This is a genomic window from Mesoterricola silvestris (assembly GCF_030295405.1).
In the GTDB taxonomy this organism is placed as follows: domain Bacteria; phylum Acidobacteriota; class Holophagae; order Holophagales; family Holophagaceae; genus Mesoterricola; species Mesoterricola silvestris.
Window position 1 is genome coordinate 4,675,757 of record NZ_AP027080.1, and the last position, 19,912, is coordinate 4,695,668.

Annotated in this window: 19 protein-coding genes; 11 read left to right on the forward strand and 8 right to left on the reverse strand. The window is 69.4% G+C overall.

Annotated elements, in window-relative coordinates; genetic code table 11:
- Positions 1 to 139 precede the first annotated feature (139 nt).
- Entirely contained in the window at positions 140 to 1,747 is a 1,608-nt protein-coding gene (locus R2J76_RS20065; protein ID WP_316413444.1) for a sensor histidine kinase, read from the reverse strand.
- A 454-nt stretch (positions 1,748 to 2,201) separates the two neighbouring features.
- Here R2J76_RS20065 and R2J76_RS20070 point away from each other — a divergent pair, with 454 nt between their 5' ends.
- From R2J76_RS20070 to R2J76_RS20085, 4 genes are read left to right on the forward strand one after another with little or no spacing between them, the layout of a single operon-like run.
- The gene (locus tag R2J76_RS20070) at positions 2,202 to 2,963 is read left to right on the forward strand and encodes a hypothetical protein (protein ID WP_316413445.1); all 762 of its coding nucleotides are present in this window, start codon (positions 2,202 to 2,204) and stop codon (positions 2,961 to 2,963) included.
- 43 nt (positions 2,964 to 3,006) lie between these two features.
- Complete coding sequence (locus R2J76_RS20075) at positions 3,007 to 6,102, forward strand: TonB-dependent receptor (protein WP_316413446.1); 3,096 nt, start codon at positions 3,007 to 3,009, stop codon at positions 6,100 to 6,102.
- Between the two features lie 33 nt (positions 6,103 to 6,135).
- Positions 6,136 to 6,786 carry an outer membrane beta-barrel protein gene (locus R2J76_RS20080; protein ID WP_316413447.1) on the forward strand — a complete coding sequence of 217 codons (651 nt, stop codon included), beginning with the start codon at positions 6,136 to 6,138 and terminating at the stop codon, positions 6,784 to 6,786.
- Between the two features lie 11 nt (positions 6,787 to 6,797).
- The gene (locus R2J76_RS20085; protein WP_316413448.1) at positions 6,798 to 7,535 is read left to right on the forward strand and encodes a response regulator transcription factor; all 738 of its coding nucleotides are present in this window, start codon (positions 6,798 to 6,800) and stop codon (positions 7,533 to 7,535) included.
- A 341-nt stretch (positions 7,536 to 7,876) separates the two neighbouring features.
- Here the strand turns inward: R2J76_RS20085 and R2J76_RS20090 are convergent, their stop codons facing one another.
- On the reverse strand, positions 7,877 to 8,527 hold the full coding sequence (locus R2J76_RS20090; protein WP_316413449.1) for a hypothetical protein: 651 nt from the start codon (positions 8,525 to 8,527) through the stop codon (positions 7,877 to 7,879).
- A gap of 141 nt (positions 8,528 to 8,668) precedes the next feature.
- Here R2J76_RS20090 and R2J76_RS20095 point away from each other — a divergent pair, with 141 nt between their 5' ends.
- Genes R2J76_RS20095 through R2J76_RS20110 form a run of 4 tightly spaced genes read left to right on the forward strand, consistent with a single transcriptional unit; the run spans position 8,669 to position 12,512 of the window.
- Positions 8,669 to 10,090, forward strand: a complete 1,422-nt coding sequence (locus tag R2J76_RS20095; protein ID WP_316413450.1) for a sigma-54 interaction domain-containing protein — start codon at positions 8,669 to 8,671, stop codon at positions 10,088 to 10,090.
- A 12-nt stretch (positions 10,091 to 10,102) separates the two neighbouring features.
- Entirely contained in the window at positions 10,103 to 10,969 is an 867-nt protein-coding gene (locus R2J76_RS20100; protein ID WP_316413451.1) for a 50S ribosomal protein L11 methyltransferase, read from the forward strand.
- A complete protein-coding gene (gene murI, locus R2J76_RS20105; protein ID WP_316413452.1) occupies positions 10,966 to 11,757 on the forward strand; it encodes a glutamate racemase in 792 nt (263 codons plus the stop codon). The genes R2J76_RS20100 and murI overlap by 4 nt, the downstream gene beginning before the upstream one ends.
- A complete protein-coding gene (locus R2J76_RS20110; protein WP_316413453.1) occupies positions 11,757 to 12,512 on the forward strand; it encodes a YiiX/YebB-like N1pC/P60 family cysteine hydrolase in 756 nt (251 codons plus the stop codon). The genes murI and R2J76_RS20110 overlap by 1 nt, the downstream gene beginning before the upstream one ends.
- On the opposite strand, the gene rsgA is transcribed toward R2J76_RS20110, so the two are convergent.
- A complete protein-coding gene (rsgA, locus tag R2J76_RS20115) occupies positions 12,505 to 13,596 on the reverse strand; it encodes a ribosome small subunit-dependent GTPase A (protein ID WP_316413454.1) in 1,092 nt (363 codons plus the stop codon). The two genes, R2J76_RS20110 and rsgA, sit on opposite strands and share 8 nt — an antisense overlap.
- Positions 13,596 to 14,171 carry an elongation factor P gene (efp, locus tag R2J76_RS20120; RefSeq protein ID WP_316413455.1) on the reverse strand — a complete coding sequence of 192 codons (576 nt, stop codon included), beginning with the start codon at positions 14,169 to 14,171 and terminating at the stop codon, positions 13,596 to 13,598. The genes rsgA and efp overlap by 1 nt, the downstream gene beginning before the upstream one ends.
- 135 nt (positions 14,172 to 14,306) lie before the next feature.
- On the opposite strand from efp, the gene R2J76_RS20125 reads away from it, so the two are divergent.
- Entirely contained in the window at positions 14,307 to 15,512 is a 1,206-nt protein-coding gene (locus R2J76_RS20125; protein WP_316413456.1) for a serine/threonine-protein kinase, read from the forward strand.
- 115 nt (positions 15,513 to 15,627) lie between these two features.
- Here the strand turns inward: R2J76_RS20125 and mce are convergent, their stop codons facing one another.
- Entirely contained in the window at positions 15,628 to 16,038 is a 411-nt protein-coding gene (gene mce / locus R2J76_RS20130) for a methylmalonyl-CoA epimerase (RefSeq protein ID WP_316413457.1), read from the reverse strand.
- A 57-nt stretch (positions 16,039 to 16,095) separates the two neighbouring features.
- On the opposite strand from mce, the gene R2J76_RS20135 reads away from it, so the two are divergent.
- The gene (locus R2J76_RS20135; protein WP_316413458.1) at positions 16,096 to 16,443 is read left to right on the forward strand and encodes a hypothetical protein; all 348 of its coding nucleotides are present in this window, start codon (positions 16,096 to 16,098) and stop codon (positions 16,441 to 16,443) included.
- A gap of 48 nt (positions 16,444 to 16,491) precedes the next feature.
- Positions 16,492 to 16,992: a thiol peroxidase gene (gene tpx / locus R2J76_RS20140; protein ID WP_316413459.1), complete on the forward strand. Its 501-nt coding sequence runs from the start codon at positions 16,492 to 16,494 to the stop codon at positions 16,990 to 16,992.
- On the opposite strand, the gene R2J76_RS20145 is transcribed toward tpx, so the two are convergent.
- The 3 genes from R2J76_RS20145 to R2J76_RS20155 are packed head-to-tail and all read right to left on the reverse strand — an operon-like array spanning position 16,989 to position 19,899.
- The gene (locus tag R2J76_RS20145; protein ID WP_316413460.1) at positions 16,989 to 17,411 is read right to left on the reverse strand and encodes a DUF2752 domain-containing protein; all 423 of its coding nucleotides are present in this window, start codon (positions 17,409 to 17,411) and stop codon (positions 16,989 to 16,991) included. The two genes, tpx and R2J76_RS20145, sit on opposite strands and share 4 nt — an antisense overlap.
- A 39-nt stretch (positions 17,412 to 17,450) precedes the next feature.
- Positions 17,451 to 18,680, reverse strand: a complete 1,230-nt coding sequence (locus R2J76_RS20150; RefSeq protein WP_316413461.1) for an MFS transporter — start codon at positions 18,678 to 18,680, stop codon at positions 17,451 to 17,453.
- Positions 18,673 to 19,899 (reverse strand): ABC transporter permease, encoded by a 1,227-nt coding sequence (locus tag R2J76_RS20155; protein ID WP_316413462.1) that lies wholly within the window; start codon positions 19,897 to 19,899, stop codon positions 18,673 to 18,675. Before R2J76_RS20155 ends, R2J76_RS20150 begins: the two co-directional genes overlap by 8 nt.
- Positions 19,900 to 19,912: the final 13 nt, after the last annotated feature.

The following is a 19,912-nucleotide window of genomic DNA, read 5'->3' on the forward strand; positions in this document are numbered from 1 at the left end:
TGCGGGATCGCGTCCGCAGGGGTCCAGGCCAGCGCGGGATTGCCTTCAGGCTAACCCGATGAAAACGCTGGCTGTTGGATAAAGGCAGACAAGAAATCGCCGGGTTTTACCGGGCCCCCATGCTGGATCGAAATGTCTGCTAGACCGGGAGTTCCAGCAAGGCCGAGAAGCCCCCGCCGTCCCGGAACCGGAAACGGAAGCCCCACCCCTCGCGCTCCGCCATGCGGGTGAGGAGGAGGAGCCCCAGCCCCTGCCCCCGGCCCTTGCGGTCCGGCGAGGGGGCCTGGGCCTTGCGCTCCCGGAGGGCTTCCAGCATCCCGGCGGAGAGGCCCTCCCCTTCGTCGGTCACCTCGATGGCGACGCGGCGCCGTTCCCGGCGCACCTCCAGGGCGACGGCGCCGCGCCCGTGGAGGAGGGCGTTCTCCAGCAGGGTGGCCAGGGCGGATTTCAGGGCCAGGGCCGGCGCCCGGAAGGGCCCGGCGTCCACCGTGACCCGCAGGGACCGCCCATCCTCCGCGAAGGTGGCCTCCAGCTCCTCCTTCACCTCCTCGAAGAAGGCCGGCGTGAGGGTATCCCGGCCGGAGGAGGGCCGTGCGGGCCTGCTGCCCTCCAGCCCGCATTCGATGAGCCGCACCAGCTGGTCCACCTCCTCGCCGATCTGGAGCAGGGTGGCCTCCTGGGCCTCCCGCGTCACTTCCGTGATGCGCACCGTATCGCAGCGGAGCTTGAGGAGGGCCAGGGGCGTCTTGAGGCTGTGGGTGAGGGAGGCCAGGCGGTCCGCCTCCAGGCGCTCCCGGTGCGCGGCGTGGCGGTAGGCCAGGAGCCCCGCCAGGGTGGCGACGATCCAGAGCGCGTAGGCGAGCCACCCCAGGCCGCGGTGCAGCAGGAGCAGGTTGCGCTGGGCCTCCTCCTCCCGGGGCGACATGAGGCTCAGCCCCATCCAGCCCCAGCCGAAGTCGCTCTTGAGGCAGTAGTACCCGGAACCCCGGCCCAGGCCCGCCGTGAGGGGCACCTGGAGGCTCCAGGGCGGCAGCGGCTGGGGGGAGGCGCGCGGGGTGAACCCGGTCTGGAGCAGGTGGGAACCGGCGGCGTCCGGGGCATCCCGGTTCTGGAGCAGGTGCTCCCCGGAGTCCACCAGGCCGAAGCGCACCCGGGCGTGGTTGCCCAGGACGCCCTGGAGGAACCGCTCCACCTCGGGGCTTTCCGGCCGCCACCGCTTGATGGCGAACCAGCGCCCCGCGGGGAGCACCAGGATGGACTCCTGCAGGGGGCCCCGGGGATCCGGGCCGGGCCTCCAGGGCGTCACGCCGGATGCCGCCGCTTCCCGGGCCCAGGCGCGCATCTGGTCCGTGTCCGCGCCCGGGGCCGCCGGTCGCAGCCGGTCCCCGTCCCGGACCCACGCCTGGCCCCGCCCGGGGTCCACCAGGGCCCGCACCAGGGGATCCGCGGCCAGTTGCGCCGTGAGCGCCGCCTCGTCCCCGGTGGCGAAGGCCGGCGGTTCCAGGGACCTCACCCAGCGCCTCCCGATGAAATGGGCCGTCTGGTGGGCGCTGCTGGCCCAGGCGTTCCAGGCCCGTTTGACCCGGTAGGCGGCCCAGGCCTCCGGCAGGAAGGCGAAGGCCACCGAAAGGATCCCCCAGAGAAGGAGCAGCCCCTTCCATGAATAACCCTTGAGCTGCAGGCGCCGGAACCCCTTCCAGCGGCGGAAGGGCGACGTGTGGATCCGGGTGATCGCAATGGAGCGCATGGCCCATCTTAGCCAGGGCCAACCCGGCCATGGGCCGAACCGGAACCGCGGCCGGAAACCCGGGCCCAGGTTCCCGGCGGGGCCCTGTTTTTTTGCGGCTAGTCCCGTTCCAGAACGAGGCCACCCCTAATTTAATCCCTGCTTTTAAAAAACTTATGAATCAAAATTCCGCCCTAAAAAAGGGCCTGGTATTTGTCCGCCATTTACCTTGAACCCCCTTTTGGGCGGGCTGAGAATGAACAGGAAATACAAATTCCTCCTAAGCTGATTCAGGGACCTGCGAACCACCTGATTCGCGCACCACCGAACCTGGACAGCCCTCCAACCGGGGGCGGCCGAAGGATTGCCTGGCTGCTCGTTTCTCACTGCCCGTTCCGGGTCCCCGGCTCCTTCGGGACGTCCTTTTCACACACCTCGCCTTTCAATGCGCTCAACCCTTCGGAGGTTCCACCCCATGCATAATCCATCACGAAGCCTCGCCCTGGCCGCCATGCTTGCTTGTTCCCTTTCCGCCCAATCGCCGTGGGGCTTCGGGGCCAAATTCGGGGTGGCCCCCACCGTGGGCACCCCCGGGGAGCAGCGGAACCGCGGGTCCGTGCTCTGCGCCTTCCAGGGGGAACGGCGCCTGGCGGGCCGGGGCACCGTCTTCGCGGAACTGACCTACCGCTACTACCGGAGCGTCCAGTTCGAGGCCACCCGCTTCGGCACTGGGTTCGCCCCGGACGGCACGGCCGGCCAGATCACCAAGTGGGCCTTCGACACGGCCGCGGGGCTTCCCCGGGCCGACGGCCGCTACGATTCGGTGGATATCCGCAAATCCATGCTGGAGGGCATGGGGTTGCAGGTGGGCTACCGCCATCCCCTGGGGCGGAGCATCTGGTCCCTGCAGGCCGGCGTGGCCCTCAACGCCCTCAAGTCCACCCAGGAGGTCATCGGCAGCCTGAAGGTGGTGCGGAACCGGGAGGCGGCCACGCCCACCGTCCTGGCCACGGAGGGCATGCTCCAGAGCGTCTCCACGTCCAGCCTGCGCCCCGGATGCTTCACGGGGGTGCGGGGGGACCTGGCGTCCAACCTCTTCGTGGAATGCAACCTCTCCCTGGCGACCTTCGCGGAGGTGAACTACCTCCCCTCCAGCTACACGGGAAGGCCCGCGGCCACCGAGAGCCGAAACCGCACCAAGACCTCGCTGGAATTCAACGCCGGCCTGAGGTTCTGAGCAGGATCCACCTGAAACCCGAATGGAAACCGGAGGTATGAACATGAATGGAAGAAGAGGGACCGCCCTCCTGAGCATCCTGGTGGCCGGCACGGCCCTTTGCGCCCAGGAGAGCGTGGGCACCATCCTCGGCGTGGTCAAGGACGCCCAGGACCACCCCGTGGCCCAGGCCACCCTGGTGCTCACGGGCCCCCGCATGCTGGGGACCCGGGAGATCAAGACCTCGGCCAAGGGGGAGTACCGCCTGCCCCTGATCCCGCCCGGGCAGTACACCCTGAAGGTCCACAAGGAGGGCTTCGTGGGCTCAAAGGCCGAGTTCACCATGGGCTCCGGGCAGACCATGCGCCAGAACCTCACGATCAGGGCCATCCGCGTGGCCGAGGCCGTGGTGGAGGTGGTGATGGCGGCCGCGGCCGTGGACAAGACGGAGACCAAGACCGCCACGAACCTCTCCGCCGACACGCTCCGGGCCCTGCCGGTGACCCAGCGCAACGCCCTGGGGGCCCTGAGCCTCGCCCCGGGCGTGAGCGGCACCGACATCGGCTTCGCGGTGGTCCGCGGCGGCATCGCCGGCCAGTCCCAGACGACGGTCAACGGCATCTCCGTGAGGGACAACGTCACCCGGGAATCCCGCCAGACCGAGTTCGTGCTGGAGGACCTCACCGAGGACGTGACGGTGGTCCAGAGCCCCCTCAACGCCAAGTACGGCAATTCCTCGGGCGGCATCGTCAACGTCCAGACCAAGAACGGCAGCAACACCTTCCAGGGATCCATCCGGGTCAAGCTCAGCAGGCCCACCTGGTCCGCCCTGGCGGGGGCCACCCCGGACCGGTTCGGGGAGCCCACCGCCGGGAGCAAGAAGGCCACCTACACGTCCCCCGCCTACGGCGTCGCGGACGACCTGGCCAAGACCATCGAGATCACGATCCTGGGCCCCATCATCAAGGACCGGCTCACCTTCAGCTACGGCACCCGGATCCGGTCCTCCACCTACGACTCCCGGGCCCTGGACACCGTGCTGGGCGGGGCCCACGACAACTGGCGCACGTACATCCCCACCGGCCAATGGGCCGGCAAGGATTCGGCGGGCTACACCTGGGGCGGCGATCCCAAGAACCCCACGGTCTCCCCCGTGGTGGGCGGGGACACCAAGTTCTCCATGAACCAGTACAAGCTCTACTACCAGATCACGCCGGAACACCAGCTGGAGGCCAGCTTCAGCCGCGACGAACTGGATTCCTTCACGCCCCAGGGCAACATGGACACCTTCGTCAACAACCTGCAGAGCTCCATCCGGGATTTCCGGAGCCTCAACTACCGGGGCATGCTCAACTCCTCCACGGTGCTGGACGTCAAGTGGGGCCGGCGCCAATCCCGCATCCACTTCCCCAGCGGCCCCCTGGACCCCATCAACGTGCGGGCCTGGGGCGAGGAGGCCACGAGCATCTTCAACACCTCCGACTCCAGCCTCCTCCTGAGCAACGGCAACAGCTACGGATCCCAGGCCGAGGTGCGCGACGTGGAGACCATCTCCGGCAACCTGAGCTGGTTCAACGAGCGGCATAACCTCGACGTGGGCCTGGAGCTTCTGCGGGAAAGGGCCTACCAGCCCGAACAGTCCGGACCGGGGCGCCGCATCTTCTATGCTCCGGGGCGCCTGGCCGATGGCCAGTACCTGGTGTACAAGTACGAGGGTTCCCCGGCGGCGGCCGCCACCTCCCTGGGCCAGACCCTGCGCAACGGATCGGGCTTCATTCCCGAAATGCGCACCTGGGCCGACGAGGGCGGGGGTGATACCCGGAACCGGGACTACACCCATTCCCTCTACGCCAACGACCAGGTCGCCCTGAGCGGGAAGTGGAGCCTGATGATGGGCCTCCGCTACGACAACTGGCGGATCTCGGACCGCACCGGCATGCGCATCAACACCCATGCCTTCAGCCCCCGCGCGGAAGCGAAGTACGACCTCAAGGGCGACGGCATCCACCTCCTCAGCCTCTCCTTCGCGGACATGCGCGGCACCATCGGGCAGGGCAACCTCGGCAGCTTCAGCCGCAAGGCCGGCGACATCCGGCGCCGGGCCTTCTGGAGCGCGGGCACGACCACGCCCTACGCCGTCTCCTACGCGGAGCTGACCAATCCCGCCAACTACGGCACCTACTATCACTACCAGAACAGCGACGCCCTCTACACCGTGAACCCCGACCTGCGCCCGGAGCGGGCCCGGCAGGTGGAGCTGGCCTATCGCCAGGCCTTCGTCAACGGCGGCTTCTTCCGGGCCAGCCTCGTCTACCGGAAGTACACGGACCTCTGGTACGACCGCCCCTCGGACCTCAAGGTGGTCATGCAGGATGCCGCGGCGCCCAGCCTCACCTCCAACAACGGCTTCGCCCACTACCTCACCTTCGACCCCATGGGCCGGCGCGAATACCGGGGCCTGGAAATGGAGTGGAGCTGCCCCGTGTTCAACCTGGGCACCCAGAAGCTGGACTTCCAGGGCAACTGGACCATGGCCCGCGCCTATTCCACGGAGACCTGGCGCGAAGGCAATTCCTCCGACACGGCGGCGCGGTGGGACGACAAGTTCCAGGCCCTGGGCATTTCGTCGGACGTTTACAACCCCTACGGCGAAATGGACGGCACCGCCCACCACACGGTGCGGGCCTGGCTCACCTGGACCCTGGGCGCCAAGGGCGGGATCCGCAGCACCACCACCCTCAAGGGCGAGTTCGCCACGGGCTACCCCCGGAGCCGGACCCAGGACTACTACTACCCCACCCGGGACCTGGCCGGGAACCCGCTCTTCACCTCCGGGGCCACGGGGCTGCCCACCACCTTCACGGCCTACCTGAACGGGCGGGGCCGCTTCGACAACGGAAGCACCTTCTACTCCGACCTGCAGTGGAACCTGGAATTCCCGGTGTCCGGCAAGGTCTTCTTCACCAGCCTGACCGTGGGCAACGTCTTCAACAGCCAGATCCCCCTCGGCTGCGGAACCGGGCTGGATGGGAGCACCCGCAACTGGCCCGACGGCTTCAACACCATCGTCGCCTCCCGGAACGGGATGGCCAACTGGGGCGCCACGGTCGGCTATGGGCAGAAACGCACCTACGCGTTCGACTTCGGCGTGCGCTTCTGACGCGATCCACGGAAATCCACGGAGGATATGACAATGAGATATGGAATTGCGTTGGCTCTCGCGGGCCTGGCGGTTGGCACCCTCCCGCTGGGGGCTGAGCAGCCGGACTACATCCGGCTGAGCGCCCTCTCCACCCAGGGGGACCTGCGGGCCTACGCCGGCGGGAAGTCCTTCGGGCACGGTTTCGAAGTGGGCCACACGCTGGATATCCCCGGTTCCGAGGTCATCGGCCTGGGCGTGTTCGGCGGATTCATGAAAGTGACCGGGGACGCCGCCTCCCCCCTGGGGGGGCTCCGGCAGACCCTCGAGGCCTGGCGGGTGGGGGCGGATGTGCGCTTCGCCACCCCCCTGGCGGGGCTCACGCCGTATGCGGGCCTGAACCTGAACTATTTCACCGGCAAGCGCCTCAATGGCGGCTCCGTCCTCACCTACGACGGCCGCTACACCATCACCCCGGGCCCCTACGGCGAACGGGGCGCCAAGTTCGGCCTGCGCATCGGCCTGGAGTACCGGTTCAATCAGGCCTGGGGCGCCTCGGTGGACTTCAACCACTCGGAGTGGTACGACGACTACGCCAAGGGCGACCACGAGCCCATGACCGGGGAGCGGGGCGTGAAGGGACTCAATCCCATCAAGCCGAGCTGGCTGGCCTTCTCGGTGCAGTACCGCTTCAAGGGCCTCTAGAAGGTCCTATGATGGACTCGATGCCGAGCCCGCCTTCCCCCTCACCCCTCCCCCATGTGCTGGTGGTGGAGGATGAATCCAGGATCGCCGAACTCATCCGCATGAACCTGGAGGCCAAGGAGTTCAGGGTGAGCCTGGCGGGGGACGGCCGCTCGGCCCTGGCCCTCCAGCGGGAGTCCCCGCCGGACCTGGTGGTGCTGGACCTCATGCTTCCCGACATGGACGGTTTCGAGGTGCTCCAGACCCTGCGCCTCCGCCAGGAGAGCCTGCCGGTCCTCATCCTCACCGCCCGCACCTCGGATGAGGACCGCCTCCAGGGCCTCACCCTGGGGGCGGACGACTACCTGGGCAAGCCCTTCTCCATCCTGGAGCTCATCGCCCGGATCCAGGCGATCCTGCGCCGAAGCCAGCCCGCGCGGGAACTCCCCGGCCGGATCCTCTGCAGCGGCCCCTTCCGCATCAACCTGGTGCAGCTCACCGTGCACCGCGGCCGGGTGGACCTGCAGCTCACCCTGCGGGAGTTCCGGATCCTGGAGGCCCTGGTGGCCCACCCCGGCCGCGCCCACAGCCGCCGGGAGCTGATCCAGATGGCCTGGAACGTCGACGCCCGCCCCCTCCCCCGCACCGTGAACGTCCACATCGGCACCCTCCGCCGCAAACTCGGCGATTCCGAAGCCCGCCCCTTCATCCAGACCCTCGAGCGCGAAGGCTACCGCTGGCTCCTCCCCGTCCGGCGGTCGAAATACTAGGCCTCCCGGCAGGGTAAACCTACGGGTCCCGGACCTTCGCCCCGGTCCGTTGCCGCGTGCGGGGCACGCGGCAACGGAAAGCTCTCATCCCATTCAGGGGCCTGTGTTGTCACCCATTGGCCCCGACCCACCTTGGGGATGCGCTTCGCGTGGATGGACGAGAAGGTTGGTTCGCGCCAAGGCTGATCACCTTCTTTTCCCAGCGCCCCAGCGAGCCCTCAGCGCCCCAGCGTTTGATCTTTTCCTTGGTTATGCCGAATCGCCATGGGCAGGCCGGTCCCAGCTTCCGCCTGGCCGGCAAGGACAGGGTCGGCTCGTCCGGCTACGGATACGTAACCTGTCTAGAAGGCCACCCCCACCCCGAACGTCCACATCCGCTGGAATTCCTGCCCGGAGCCCTGGGCGCCCAGGTATCCGGCGATGTCGCTGGCGGAGTTGATATTGACCGGCTTGTCCTTGGTGATGGGCTGCTGGTAGCTGGCGGTGACGTAGGGATTGATCACCGGCAGGGGAAGGCTGTAACGGATGCCCACCCGCAGCCAGGGGCGGGCGAGGTTCTTGGTCTGCTCGGCGCCGCTCAGGGCCAGTTTGTAGTTCTGGAAGCGTTCCATGACGCCCAGTTCCCCGGCCACGCCGGTGAAGGGGACCCAGAACTGGGCGTTGAGGCCCAGGCCCAGGCCCGACTGCTTCAGGCTGCTGCCGGCGGTGGCGGTGCCCTGCTGGACCTGGCCGTCGGCCTTCCACTGGGAGAATTCGGCGCCCCACTCCAGCTTGAGGACGGGGCCCAGGCGGATGATGCGGTGGCTGGCGGTGACGGTGAAGCCGCTACCGGTGTCCAGGCTCTTCTGGCGGATCAGGGTGCCGGTGCCCTGGATGAGGGTCTGGGGGAGGTTCTGGCCCTGGGGGAAGGGCACTTCCAGACGGAAATCCCAGGCCTGGGCGGAAAGGGGGAGGGCCAGGACGGCGAGGGCGAAGGTGGGGGTCAGGTGCATGGGGGCCTCCGGTGGCGCACCCCCTAGAATGCAGCATCCGGCCCCGAATGTTTTCTGAATGATCAATATTTAAGGGTGTCATGTTTTTGACTTGACCCATTCCCCACACGATCTAGGCTATTTACAACTGCGAAAGCCCAGATGTCCGAACGCCCCCGCCTCCATTGGTCCACCCTCGGCGAGCCCACCCTTGGGCTGGAACACCGCTGGGCCGGCGCCTGGGAGATCACCCTGGACCGGGCCGCCCTCCCCGCCCTGCCGCCCCGGGAGACCGATCTCTGGGTCATCACGGCCGCGGCCCCCGAGCCGCCCCCCGCCCTGGTGAGGGCGGGGTCCGAAGCCGGGGCCCTGCCCATCCTCCTGGTGCTGCCCCCCACCGGCGGCGCCGTGGACCCCCAGGCCCTGTTCCAGTGGAGCGCCCTGGGCTCCGTGCGCTGGGGGCCCATGCAGGATCTGCCGCCGGCGCCGGGATTGCGCCCGGCCACCCAGCCCCCGCTGAACCTCACGGTGACCCAGGCCCTGGCGCTGGGGCTGGTGGGCATCGGCCCGGCCATGCAGGAGGTGCTGGCCAAGGCCAAGGCGGCCGCGGCCACCCGGGCCACGGTGCTCCTCCAGGGGGAGAGCGGCACCGGCAAGGAGATCATCGCCCGGGCCATCCATTCCATGAGCGGCCAGGCCGATCTGCCCTTCGTGCCGGTGCACTGCGGCGCCATCCCGGACAACCTCATCGAAAGCGAGCTCTTCGGCTTCACCAAGGGGGCCTTCACCGACGCCCGCAAGGATGCCCCGGGGAAGTTCCGGGAGGCTTCGGGCGGCACCATCTTCCTGGACGAGGTGAGCACCATGCCCCTGGGCGCCCAGGTGCGCCTGCTGCGGGTCCTGCAGGAGCGGGAGGTGCAGCCCCTGGGCGGAGGCGGGCCCGTGAAGGTGGATGTGCGCGTGGTGGCGGCCACCAACGCCGATCTGTGGAAGCGGGTGCAGGAAGGCGCCTTCCGGGAGGACCTCTTCTACCGCCTGGAGGTCGTGCCCATCACCCTGCCCCCCCTCCGGGCCCGGCGGGAGGAGATCCCCTTCCTGGCCCAGCATTTCCTCAACCGCAAGGCCCGCGAGCACGGCCTCTACCCCAAGGCCATCCATCCGTCGGTGGACCCGCTGCTCATGGCCCTGCCCTGGAGCGGCAACGTGCGCCAGCTGGAGAACGCCGTGGAGCGCGCCATCGTGCTTTCCGCGGGGCGGCCGGTGCTCATGCGGGAGGATTTCACCTTCCTGGCGGACCGCATCCCCGAGGGCCGGGAGATCGTCCAGGCCCTGCCCCCCATGGAGACCTTCGCCCCCTCGGGCCTGGTGCCGGCCGCCCAGGCCCTGGACCTGCCCGCCGAGGGGGTCGACCTCAACCAGGTGGTTACGGACGTGGAGAAGAAGCTCATGCTCCAGAGCCTCCAGGTGACCCGGGGCAACAAGAAGCGCGCGGCGGAGCTGCTGGGCCTCAAGCGGACCACCTTCCTTGAAAAGATGAAGCGGCTGGACCTGGAGGACGTCGCGCCGGATGGCGCCGAGGCCTGATAACCTGAGGGTATGGACCATGCATCTCCCCACACCCGTTGGCTGCTCGAAGTACCGGGGGCCGCGGAGGACCGCCTGGGCGACTGGCTCACCGCAGGGGGCGCCACCGCCACCTACCGGGAAGCGGACCCGCCCCACACCTTCTACGCCTACTTCCCCCCGGGCCTGACGCCCCCCGACGCGGCGGGCCTGGCGGCCTTCGGCGCGCGGCTCCTGCGGGAGGAGCGCTTCGAGGACGAGGACTGGCTCGCCAAGAGCCGGGAGGGCTTCGGCCCCATCGAGGTGGGCCGCGGCTTCCACATTCGCCCCCTGTGGGACGCGAGCCCCGCGCCCGAAGGCCGCACCCCCATCGTGGTGAACCCGGGCCTGGCCTTCGGCACCGGGGGCCACGAGACCACGCGGCTGTGCATGGGCCTCCTGGAGGAGCTGGCGGCTTCCGGCCGGCTCCGGGATCCGGTGCTGGACATCGGCGCGGGCACGGGCATCCTGGCCCTGACGGCCTGGCTTTGCGGGGCCCGGCGCATCGCCGCCCTGGACAACGACCCGGACTGCGGCCCGGCCATGGACGAATTCATGGCGCTGAACGCGGCCGTCCTGGACGGCGCGCGCCCCTTCACCCACTACGTGGGCCTCCTGGACGATCCCAGGGCCGACGGCCCCTGGATGACCCTCCTCGCCAACATCCTCCTGGAGACCATCCAGGACCTGCTGCCCCGCATGGCCTCCATCGCCGCGCCCGGGGCCCTGCTGGTGGCCTCGGGCATCCTGGCCGAGCGCCAGGACGAGGCCCTGATCAGCCTCGCGGCCTACGGCTTCCGGCCCCTGAAGGTGGCCACGGAGGGCGCCTGGGTGGCCATCCTGGCGGAGCGGACGGCATGAGCCGCCAGGATCAGCCCATCGGGGTCTTCGACTCCGGCATCGGCGGGCTGACGGTGGTGCGGGCGCTGCGCAAGCTCCTGCCCGAGGAGTCCATCGTGTACCTGGGCGACACCGCCCGGGTGCCCTACGGGAACAAGTCCCACGCCACCATCCAGCGCTACGCCCTGCAGGCCGGGACCATCCTGGGCCGGTACCGGCCCAAGCTCATGGTCATCGCCTGCAACACCGCCTCGGCCCACGGCCTGGGGGCGCTGCAGGCCGCCGCGCCCTGCCCCGTCATCGGCGTGATCGAACCGGGGGCCGAAGCCGCGAGCCGGGTGAAGGGACCCGTGGGGGTCATCGGGACCCTGGCCACGGTGCAGTCCGGCGCCTACGAGGACGCCATCCGCCGCCGGAACCCCCAGGCCCTGATCCACAGCCTGCCCTGCCCCCTCCTGGTGGGCTTCGCGGAGGAGGGCTGGCTGGACGACCCCATCACCGACGCGGTGTGCCGGCGCTACCTGAACCAGATCCCCTTCGAAGTGCGCACCATCGTCCTGGGCTGCACCCACTACCCCACGCTCCTGAATTCCCTGAACCGAACCCGGCCCGACACCACCTGGCTGGACAGCGGCGAGCTGGCGGCGAAGGCCGTGGAGGACCTGCTGCGGGGCTCCCTGGGCTTCCGCACCGCCAGCGCCCGCGGCGACCTGAAGATCCTCCTCACGGACGCCGGCACCCGCCTCCAGGAGGTGGGGGAGCGCTTCCTGGGCGAGCCCCTGGACTCCGTGGAACTCGTGGAGCTCTGATGCTCCTCCAGGACTCCCTGTCCCGCGCCCTGGTGGGGTACCTCACGGGCACCGTGTCCAGCTACCAGCGCCGGGTTCCCAACGACCCGGCCCAGCTGCGCGCGGCCCTCCGGCCCGGGGACGTGATCCTGGTGGAGGGCGACAGCCGCATCTCGCAGATCATCATGTACCTCACCCAGAGTTCCTGGAGCCACGCCACGATGTACATCGGGGACGCGCTCCTGAGGTGGGGCGGGCCCGAGGCGGACCGCGCCCTGGACCGGTACGGCGCCGAGGCCGCCCACCTCCTCATGGAGAGCGACCTCAAGGAGGGGGTGCGGGTGGTGCCCCTGGACCTCTACCTGGACTGCAACCTCCGCGTGTGCCGGCCCCTGGGGCTGCGCGCGGGGGCCATGGACCGGGTGATGATGGAGATGCTTTCGCACCTGGGCGTGCGCTACGACCAGCGCAACATCTTCGACCTGGCGCGGTACCTCTTCCCCTTCCACCTGGTGCCGCGCCGCTTCCGGCCGCGCAGCCTCTACCTGGGCAGCTCCACCAGCCGCGAGGTGATCTGCTCGGCGCTCATCGCCAAGGCCTTCTACCGCGCCGGCATCACCATCCAGCCGCCCCTGGGCGAGGGCGGGGGGCCCCAGGCGCGCCACCCCAGCTACATCATGCCCCGGGACTTCGACCTCTCCGCCAATTTCCAGATCCTGAAGTTCCAGCCCCAGCGGCCCCTGCTGGAGACCCCGGCGGCCTGGGACCTCACCTGAAGACGTTCTGGTTCGGGTTGCGCTCCTCCATCTCCAGCCAGAGGCGCTGGAGGCTCTGGAGCCGCTCCGGGTAGGGCAGGTCCAGATCCTCGTCCTCGGGGTCCAGGGCCATGGGATCCTCGATCCATTCCGGCGGGAACTCCGGGAAGATGGCCGGGAGGAGGGTGCGGGGAAAGCCGCGCACGCTCAGGTTCCGGATGCCCGGGGTGTCGATGAGGGTGCCGCCCCCGGCGCAGGGCAGCCACCGCGCGCCGGTGGTGGTCTGGCGCCCGGTGCCGTAGCGGCTCATGTCCCCGGTGCGCTGGTTGAGGCCGGGGGCCAGGGCGTTGATGAGGGTGCTCTTGCCGACGCCGCTGTGGCCCACCAGGGCCACGGTGCGGCCCTGGAGGAGCCCGGCCAGCTCCGGGAGGCCCAGTCCCGTGACGGCGCTGGTCTCGACGATGGGCAGGCGCTGGGCCCGCAGGGGATCCAGTTCCGGGAGGGTGTCCTTGGCCGAGGCCCGGTCCCGCTTGGTGACGACGATGCGGAAGGCCAGCCCCGCCGCCAGGGCCAGGGTCTGGGCCCGCTCCAGGAGGCCGGGGCGCAGGGGCGGGTCCACCACCGCCGCGCACACCCAGAGCTCCTCCGCGTTGGCGCAGATGAGCTGCCAGGGTTCCCGGTCGTCGATGCCGCCCCGCTTCAGGAGGGTGCGCCGGGGCAGAACGGCCACCACCTGCGCCTGGGGGAGGTCCGCGTCCTGGCCCTCCACCGGCACCCGGGAGAACCGCACCCGGTCCCCCACCACGAGCCGGACGCCCTTGAGCTTGCCGGCCAGCGTCGCGCGGATGGGGGTGCGGTCATCCAGCTCCAGGTCCACGATCTGGCTGTGGCGCCACACCAGGGTGGCCTCCTCCAGGTGGGCCCAGGGGCCCGCGTCGGGCAGCAGGAGCATGGACCCGGCATCGTGGGCTTCCGCCTCGGTGGTCAGGCGCTCCGCGGACTGCTGGCGGCGCTTGCTCTGGGCCTTGCCCTCCCGCGCGTAGGCGTCGGGGCTGTCCAGGTCGTGGGCGTCCCGGCTCTGGCCCAGGCGGTATTTCCGTCCCATCAGGCCCGCCCCGCGAACTCCCGGGTCTCCACGGCCACCTTGACCTTCTCGCCCTCCTTGATGAAGAGGGGCACCTTGATCTCGATGCCCGTCTCCAGCTTGGCGGGCTTGAGGACGTTGCCGCTGGCCGTGTCGCCCCTCGCGCCGGGCTCGGTGTAGGTGACGGCCAGCTCCACGTGGGTGGGCATCTGGAGGCCGATGGGGTTGCCGTTGTACTTCTGGATCTGGATGATGGCGCCCTCCACCAGGAAGTCCAGGGCGTCGCCCCGCATCTCGTCGTCCAGGGTCAGGGTCTCGAAGGTCTCCTGGTCCATGAAGTGGGAGCCGTCGCCGTCGGAGTAGAGGTACGAGGCCTGCACCATCTGGAGGTCCGGCTCCTTGAACTTGTCGCCGGCCTTGAAGGTCTTGTCGAAGACCGCGCGGGTGAGGAGGTTGCGCATCTTGAGGCGCACCAGGGTCTGGCCCCCGCGGGCGGTGGGGGTGGAGATCTCCACGTCCAGGCAGTGGAAGGGGGTGTCCTCGAATTCGAAGAACATCTTTCGTTTTACGGCGATCGCTTCGATCAGGCTTGCCATGGCGTCCTCGGGATGGAGATTTTGACGATGGCGGTCCCGTGGAAAACTCCCTCCCGGAAGCCGCTCAAGGTGAAATAGTGCCATGATCCAGGCAAAATCCCCAATTCCGGTATCATGGGGGCCAGGAACAACGTAATGGCGGATCTTCCGAAAAACATAGGCCGGTATCTGGTCAAACGGCCCATTGGGCAGGGCGCCATGGGCGTCGTCTACCTGGCGGAGGATCCCCTCCTGAAGCGCCGCCTGGCCCTGAAGGTGGTGCGCGCCTCCGGCGAGGAGCGGGAGCAGGCCCTGGAGCGCTTCAAGCGCGAGGCGGAGATCTCCGCCCAGCTGAACCATCCCAACATCGTCACCGTGTACGACGTGGGCGACGAGCCCGCCCTGGGCCCCTTCATCGCCATGGAGTACGTCGAGGGCAACAGCCTGGGCAAGTTCATCCGGGACAATTCCCTGGAGCTGGAGACCAAGTTCGGGATCCTCATCCAGGCCATGCGGGCCCTGCGCGCTGCGCACCGCCACGCCATCGTCCACCGGGACGTGAAGCCCGACAACATCCTCGTGGCCGAGGACGGCCGGGTCAAGCTCATGGACTTCGGCATCGCCAAGACCATGGCCCCCCGCCTCACCAACGCCGGGGAATTCCTGGGCTCGCCGGCCTACAGCGCCCCGGAGCTGCTGCGGGGCGGCGACCCCACGCCCAGTTCGGACCGCTACGCCTTCGCGGTCACCTCCTTCGAGCTCCTCACGGGCCAGCTGCCCCACCCGGGCACCAACGTGGCCGCGGTCATCACCCACATCCTCACGGAGCCGCCGGTCTTCCCCGCGGGCATGTCCGGCGACATGACCAAGGTCTTCCGCCAGGCCCTGGCCCAGGACCCCGAGGAGCGCCCCGGGTCCCTCATGGATTTCCTGCTGCCCCTCGTGGATGCCTACCCCCTGGACCCCAACTCCCGCACCCGGGTCAACGAGCTGTTCCGCCACGACGACCACGCCGGGGACATCGTGCCCCTGCGCCGCCTGCGGCCCTCGGCCAACATCCCCCCCGAGCCCCCCACCGCCGCCACCTCCACGGGCCGCACCACCGCGGGCCTGGGCGTGCGCAACACCCCGGTGCGCCCCGTCCCCTCCTACACCCTGCCCAGCGCCGTCAAGATCGAACTGGAGCCCGAAAGCCCCACCAGCACCCGCCCCCCCGGCCACGGCCAGCCCCGGGACCGCCGCCCCGGCTCGTCGGAAATCACCCCCCTCACCATGGTGAAGTGGTTCATCGCCATCCTCGTGGCCGGCCAGCTGATCTGGTGGTTCTACCGCCTCCTGAACAGCTCAGCCCCGCCAGCCTGAGAGCCCGGCCAAGGCCTCGTACGTGTCCCGGATTTTCGCGCCGCCGGGTTCGCCGGCGCAGCTTGCCTGCGACGACGAACCGGGGCGCACGTCCGGGACACGTAAGGTCGGATCTTCAGGCCCGCGGGGATTGGCAGAGTTCCATGAGGACGCCGCCGGTTTCGGCGGGGTGGATGAACGCGATCCGGCAGCCGTGGGCGCCGGGGCGGGGGGACGTGTCGATCATGCGCACGCCCTTGGCGAGGAGCTCCTCCACGGCGGCGTCCACGTCGTCCACCTCGAAGGCCACGTGGTGGATGCCGGGGCCCTTCTTCTCCAGGAACTTGCCCACGGGGCCCTCGGGGTCGGTGGCTTCCAGGTATTCCAGGGTGCTGGGGCCCACGGGGAAGAAGGCGGTGCGCACGCGCTGCTCGGCGACCTCCTCCACGTGGTCGGCTTCCATGCCGAAGAGCCTGCCCATGCGGCCCATGGCCTCGTCCAGGGTGGGCGACGCGATGCCCAGGTGGTTGATGCGAAGAATTTTCATGGGACCTCCACCCCCAGTCTACGGGAACCCCGGGGCCTTCGGCCGCATTGTGAATACATGCTCCCCCTGGTCCTCGCCCTTGCCCTCACGCCCTCCCCGGGGCCGGCCCTTCCCTCCGTGGCGGGCCTCCGCAGACCCATGCCCGTGGCGGCGGACGTGGCCGAATACGTCCGGTGGTCCCTGACGGAATTGGGCCAGGCCGTGGTGGTGGTGGAGGGGGAGTACGCCGCCCCCCTGCCCAAGGTGGCCACGGGGATCCGGTTCCTGGACGGGAACCTGCGCCTGTTCAGCGTGAGGGGGATCAACCCCGCCGACATCCCGGCGGCCCCCTGGATGGACACCGGCACCATCCGCTCCGGCGGAAATGTCGTCCAGAAGACATATCCGATCGGCTGGGGATATTAAAAAGGAGTGATAATGGGCCATGGGCTTTTCAGCCCGCAAGGAGACACCATGGCCCAGGTCACGCTCAAAGGAAACCCCATCCACACCTCGGGGGATCTGCCCAGGACCGGGAACCCCGCCCCGGCCTTCACCCTCACCCGCAAGGACCTCTCCGAGGTGTCCCTGGCGGACCTCAAGGGCCAGCGGGTCGTCCTGAACATCTTCCCCAGCATCGACACGCCCACCTGCGCCACGTCGGTGCGCACCTTCAACGCCCAGGCCTCCAAGGCCGCCAATACCGTCGTGCTGTGCATTTCCGTCGACCTGCCCTTCGCCTCGGGCCGCTTCTGCGCCGCCGAGGGCCTGGACAAGGTGGTGCCCGCCTCCGCCTTCCGGGCCCCGGAATTCGGCAAGGCCTACGGCGTCACGCTGGTGGACGGCCCCCTGCGCGGGCTCCTGGCCCGGGCCGTGGTGGTGGTGGACGAATCCGGCAAGGTCATCCACACCGAACTGGTCCCCGAAATCGCGCAGGAACCCGATTACGCGGCGGCGTTGAAGGTGCTGGCCTAGACGCCTCTCCAGATCAGGTAGCACCAGTTCGCCAGTACGGCGGCGAGGGCGGCCCCAAGGGCCGCCCTTTTCCGGTTGGGGGTCCAGGAGACCTGCGGCGCGCGGCCCGTGGCGGCGCGGAGGGCGAGGAGGGCGGCGGCCACGGCGCCGCCTCCCACCAGCAGCGGGTTCCAGAGGAGGGCCCGCAGGGGGTGCCCAGAGAAGAGGGCCAGGGCGCCGCGGGTGGCGCCGCAGGTGGGACAGGGCTGGCCGGTGAGGCGCTTGAACATGCAGGTGCCCAGTTCCACCCCCCAGCGCCGTTCCAGGTAGGCCTCGGCCCCGGCCAGGGCGGCCCAGGCCAGGACCGCGGCGGCGGCCCACAGGCTGGCCCGGGGAAACCGGGGGGCGCCGTCGGGCCTGGGGGTCGGGGGAAGGGACACCCCCCATGGTGGCCTTCGGGGGCGGGGGGTTCAATCCCTTCAGTCGGTGATGCGCTTGAGGCGGCGGAGCTCCGGCACGCGCCAGGCGATGCCGCCCACCACGCCCAGGGTCATGAGGCCCCCGAAGACCACGGAGGGCACCACGCCCAGGAGCCGGGCCGCGAGGCCGGATTCGAAGCTGCCCAGTTCGTTGCTGGAGCCGATGAAGAAGCCGTTGACGGCCTGGACGCGGCCCATCATCTCCGGCGGGGTGCGGGTCTGCACCAGGGTGCCCCGCAGCACCATGCTCACGCTGTCCATGGCGCCGCTGGCGAAGAGCAGCGCCAGGGAGATCCAGAACACGCTGGACAGGGCGAAGCCCACCCAGCACAGGCCGAAGCAGGCCACGCAGAGCAGCAGGACCAGCCCGGCCCGGTTCCGGGGCGGGTGATGGGCCTGCCAGAAGCCCATGGCCACGGAACCCACGGCGGGGGCGGCCCGCATGATGCCGAAGCCCTGGGGGCCCACCCGCAGGATATCGGTGGCGAAGACCGGCAGCATGGCCACGGCCCCCCCGAACAGCACCGCGAAGAGGTCCAGGGTGAGGGCCCCCAGCACGAGGTTGTGCGTGAACACGAACATCACCCCCTCCCGGAGGTTCTGGACGATGGAGGATTTGGCCGGTGTGCGGGGCCGGGGCGCCACCCGCAGGACCATCGTGACGGCGAAGACCATCAGCGCCACTTCCACCGCGTAGGCCAGGGTCGCGCTGCCGAACCCGTACAGGAGCCCGCCCAGGGCCGGCCCGGTGACCTGGGCCAGCTGGAAGGAGGAGCTGCGCCACGTGGCGGCGTTCTGGTAGGCCTCCCGGGGCACCAGCTCCGTGGCCAGGGCCTGGGAGGAGGGCCGGAAGAAGGCCCGCCCCAGGCCCGCCAGGGCCTGGATCGCGTAGAAGGGCCAGGCGGCGGCCGGGACCCGGCCCGCGTTCAGGGCCAGGAGGAGCACGCCCCCCAGGAGCATGACGGCCATGGAGACCAGGGACAGGGCGCGCCGGTCCCGGCGGTCCGCGGCCCAGCCCCCCACCAGGGTCAGCCCCAGGAACGGGATCGCCTCCGCCAGGCCGATGAGGCCCAGGGAAAGGGGGTCGTGGGTGATGTGGTACACCTGCATGGCCATGGCCAGGGTCTGGATCTGGGTGGCCACCGTGAACGCGAAGATCCCCCCGAGGAACCAGCGGTACTCGGGAAAGCGCAGGGAGCTGTAAGGGTCGTGGGTTTCCGGATCACTCATATCGGAGGGCGTCGATGACGTCCAGGTTGGCGGCCTTCAGGGCCGGCAGGAAGCCGGCGACGATGCCCACGACCCCGGAGAAGCCCATGCCCAGGGCCACGGCCCAGGGTTCGGCCACCGCGGGCAGGACGGCGGTGAACTTGAGCACCCAGATGATGAGGTAGGCGATGGCCACCCCCAGGAGCCCGCCCAGGATGGAGAGCACCACGGCCTCGGTGAGGAACTGGAGGAGGACGCTTCGCCGGGTCGCGCCCAGGGCGCGCCGCACGCCGATCTCCCGGGTGCGCTCGGTGACGCTCACCAGCATGATGTTCGAGATGCCGATGCCCCCCACGATGAGGGAGATGCTGGCGGCCATGGCCAGGAAGGTGGTGAGGACGCTGGCCTGCTGATCCTGCATCTTCACCCAGTCGTCCTGCTTGCGGATCATGAAGGGGTTCTCGTCCTTGGGGGTCAGGCGCAGCCGCTGGCGCAGGAGGGCGGTGATCTCCATCTCGGCCAGGTCGGCCTTGCCCTCCTGGGCGCTCACGAGGATGTTCTGGATGCGGTCCGTGCCCACGATCTTGTGCATGACGGTGGTGTAGGGGGCCACCAGGATGTCGTCCTGGTCGCCCATCATGCCGGCGCCCTTGGATTCCAGGACGCCCACCACCTCGAAGGGCAGCGAGGAGATGCGGATGATCTTGCCCAGGGGATCCTCGCCGTTGGGGAAGAGGGTGTCCCGCACGGTGGTGCCCAGCACGCACACCTTGGCCTGGCCCTTGGTCTCCTGTTCCGTGAAGAACCGCCCCTGCTGGACCTCCCAGCCCCGGATCTGGATGAACTGCACGCCCGAGCCCTGGATGGTGGAGACGGTGTTGTTGTTCTGGTAGATCACGGCGCGGTTGGCCCGCACCTGGGGCGTGGCCGCCACGACGGTGGAGGCCGACAGGTCCCGCTCGATGAGCTGGGCGTCCTCCTCCAGCAGGATGGGGACCGAGCCCATGCCCATGGGGCCCCGGGCGCTGTTGGAGCTGCCGCCGCCGTTGAAGATGGTCAGCATGTTGGAGCCCATGTTCTGGATGATGGCGATGGAGGCCTGCTTGGAGCCCTGGCCGATCCCGATCATGGCGATGACCGCGCCCACTCCGATGATGATGCCGAGCATGGTGAGGAAGGCCCGGGTCTTGTTGCGCGTGATGGCGAACAGCGCCAGCTTGATGAAATCGAGGATGTTCATGGCCGGATCTCCG

What these genes read in the sequence shown, in the direction of transcription:
- R2J76_RS20065 (WP_316413444.1), bottom strand. Translation starts at nt 1,747, where the DNA reads ATGCGCTCCATTGCGATCACCCGGATCCACACGTCGCCCTTCCGCCGC.
- R2J76_RS20070 (WP_316413445.1), top strand. Translation starts at nt 2,202, where the DNA reads ATGCATAATCCATCACGAAGCCTCGCCCTGGCCGCCATGCTTGCTTGT.
- R2J76_RS20075 (WP_316413446.1), top strand. Translation starts at nt 3,007, where the DNA reads ATGAATGGAAGAAGAGGGACCGCCCTCCTGAGCATCCTGGTGGCCGGC.
- R2J76_RS20080 (WP_316413447.1), top strand. Translation starts at nt 6,136, where the DNA reads ATGAGATATGGAATTGCGTTGGCTCTCGCGGGCCTGGCGGTTGGCACC.
- R2J76_RS20085 (WP_316413448.1), top strand. Translation starts at nt 6,798, where the DNA reads ATGGACTCGATGCCGAGCCCGCCTTCCCCCTCACCCCTCCCCCATGTG.
- R2J76_RS20090 (WP_316413449.1), bottom strand. Translation starts at nt 8,527, where the DNA reads ATGCACCTGACCCCCACCTTCGCCCTCGCCGTCCTGGCCCTCCCCCTT.
- R2J76_RS20095 (WP_316413450.1), top strand. Translation starts at nt 8,669, where the DNA reads ATGTCCGAACGCCCCCGCCTCCATTGGTCCACCCTCGGCGAGCCCACC.
- R2J76_RS20100 (WP_316413451.1), top strand. Translation starts at nt 10,103, where the DNA reads ATGGACCATGCATCTCCCCACACCCGTTGGCTGCTCGAAGTACCGGGG.
- murI (WP_316413452.1), top strand. Translation starts at nt 10,966, where the DNA reads ATGAGCCGCCAGGATCAGCCCATCGGGGTCTTCGACTCCGGCATCGGC.
- R2J76_RS20110 (WP_316413453.1), top strand. Translation starts at nt 11,757, where the DNA reads ATGCTCCTCCAGGACTCCCTGTCCCGCGCCCTGGTGGGGTACCTCACG.
- rsgA (WP_316413454.1), bottom strand. Translation starts at nt 13,596, where the DNA reads ATGGGACGGAAATACCGCCTGGGCCAGAGCCGGGACGCCCACGACCTG.
- efp (WP_316413455.1), bottom strand. Translation starts at nt 14,171, where the DNA reads ATGGCAAGCCTGATCGAAGCGATCGCCGTAAAACGAAAGATGTTCTTC.
- R2J76_RS20125 (WP_316413456.1), top strand. Translation starts at nt 14,307, where the DNA reads ATGGCGGATCTTCCGAAAAACATAGGCCGGTATCTGGTCAAACGGCCC.
- mce (WP_316413457.1), bottom strand. Translation starts at nt 16,038, where the DNA reads ATGAAAATTCTTCGCATCAACCACCTGGGCATCGCGTCGCCCACCCTG.
- R2J76_RS20135 (WP_316413458.1), top strand. Translation starts at nt 16,096, where the DNA reads ATGCTCCCCCTGGTCCTCGCCCTTGCCCTCACGCCCTCCCCGGGGCCG.
- tpx (WP_316413459.1), top strand. Translation starts at nt 16,492, where the DNA reads ATGGCCCAGGTCACGCTCAAAGGAAACCCCATCCACACCTCGGGGGAT.
- R2J76_RS20150 (WP_316413461.1), bottom strand. Translation starts at nt 18,680, where the DNA reads ATGAGTGATCCGGAAACCCACGACCCTTACAGCTCCCTGCGCTTTCCC.
- R2J76_RS20155 (WP_316413462.1), bottom strand. Translation starts at nt 19,899, where the DNA reads ATGAACATCCTCGATTTCATCAAGCTGGCGCTGTTCGCCATCACGCGC.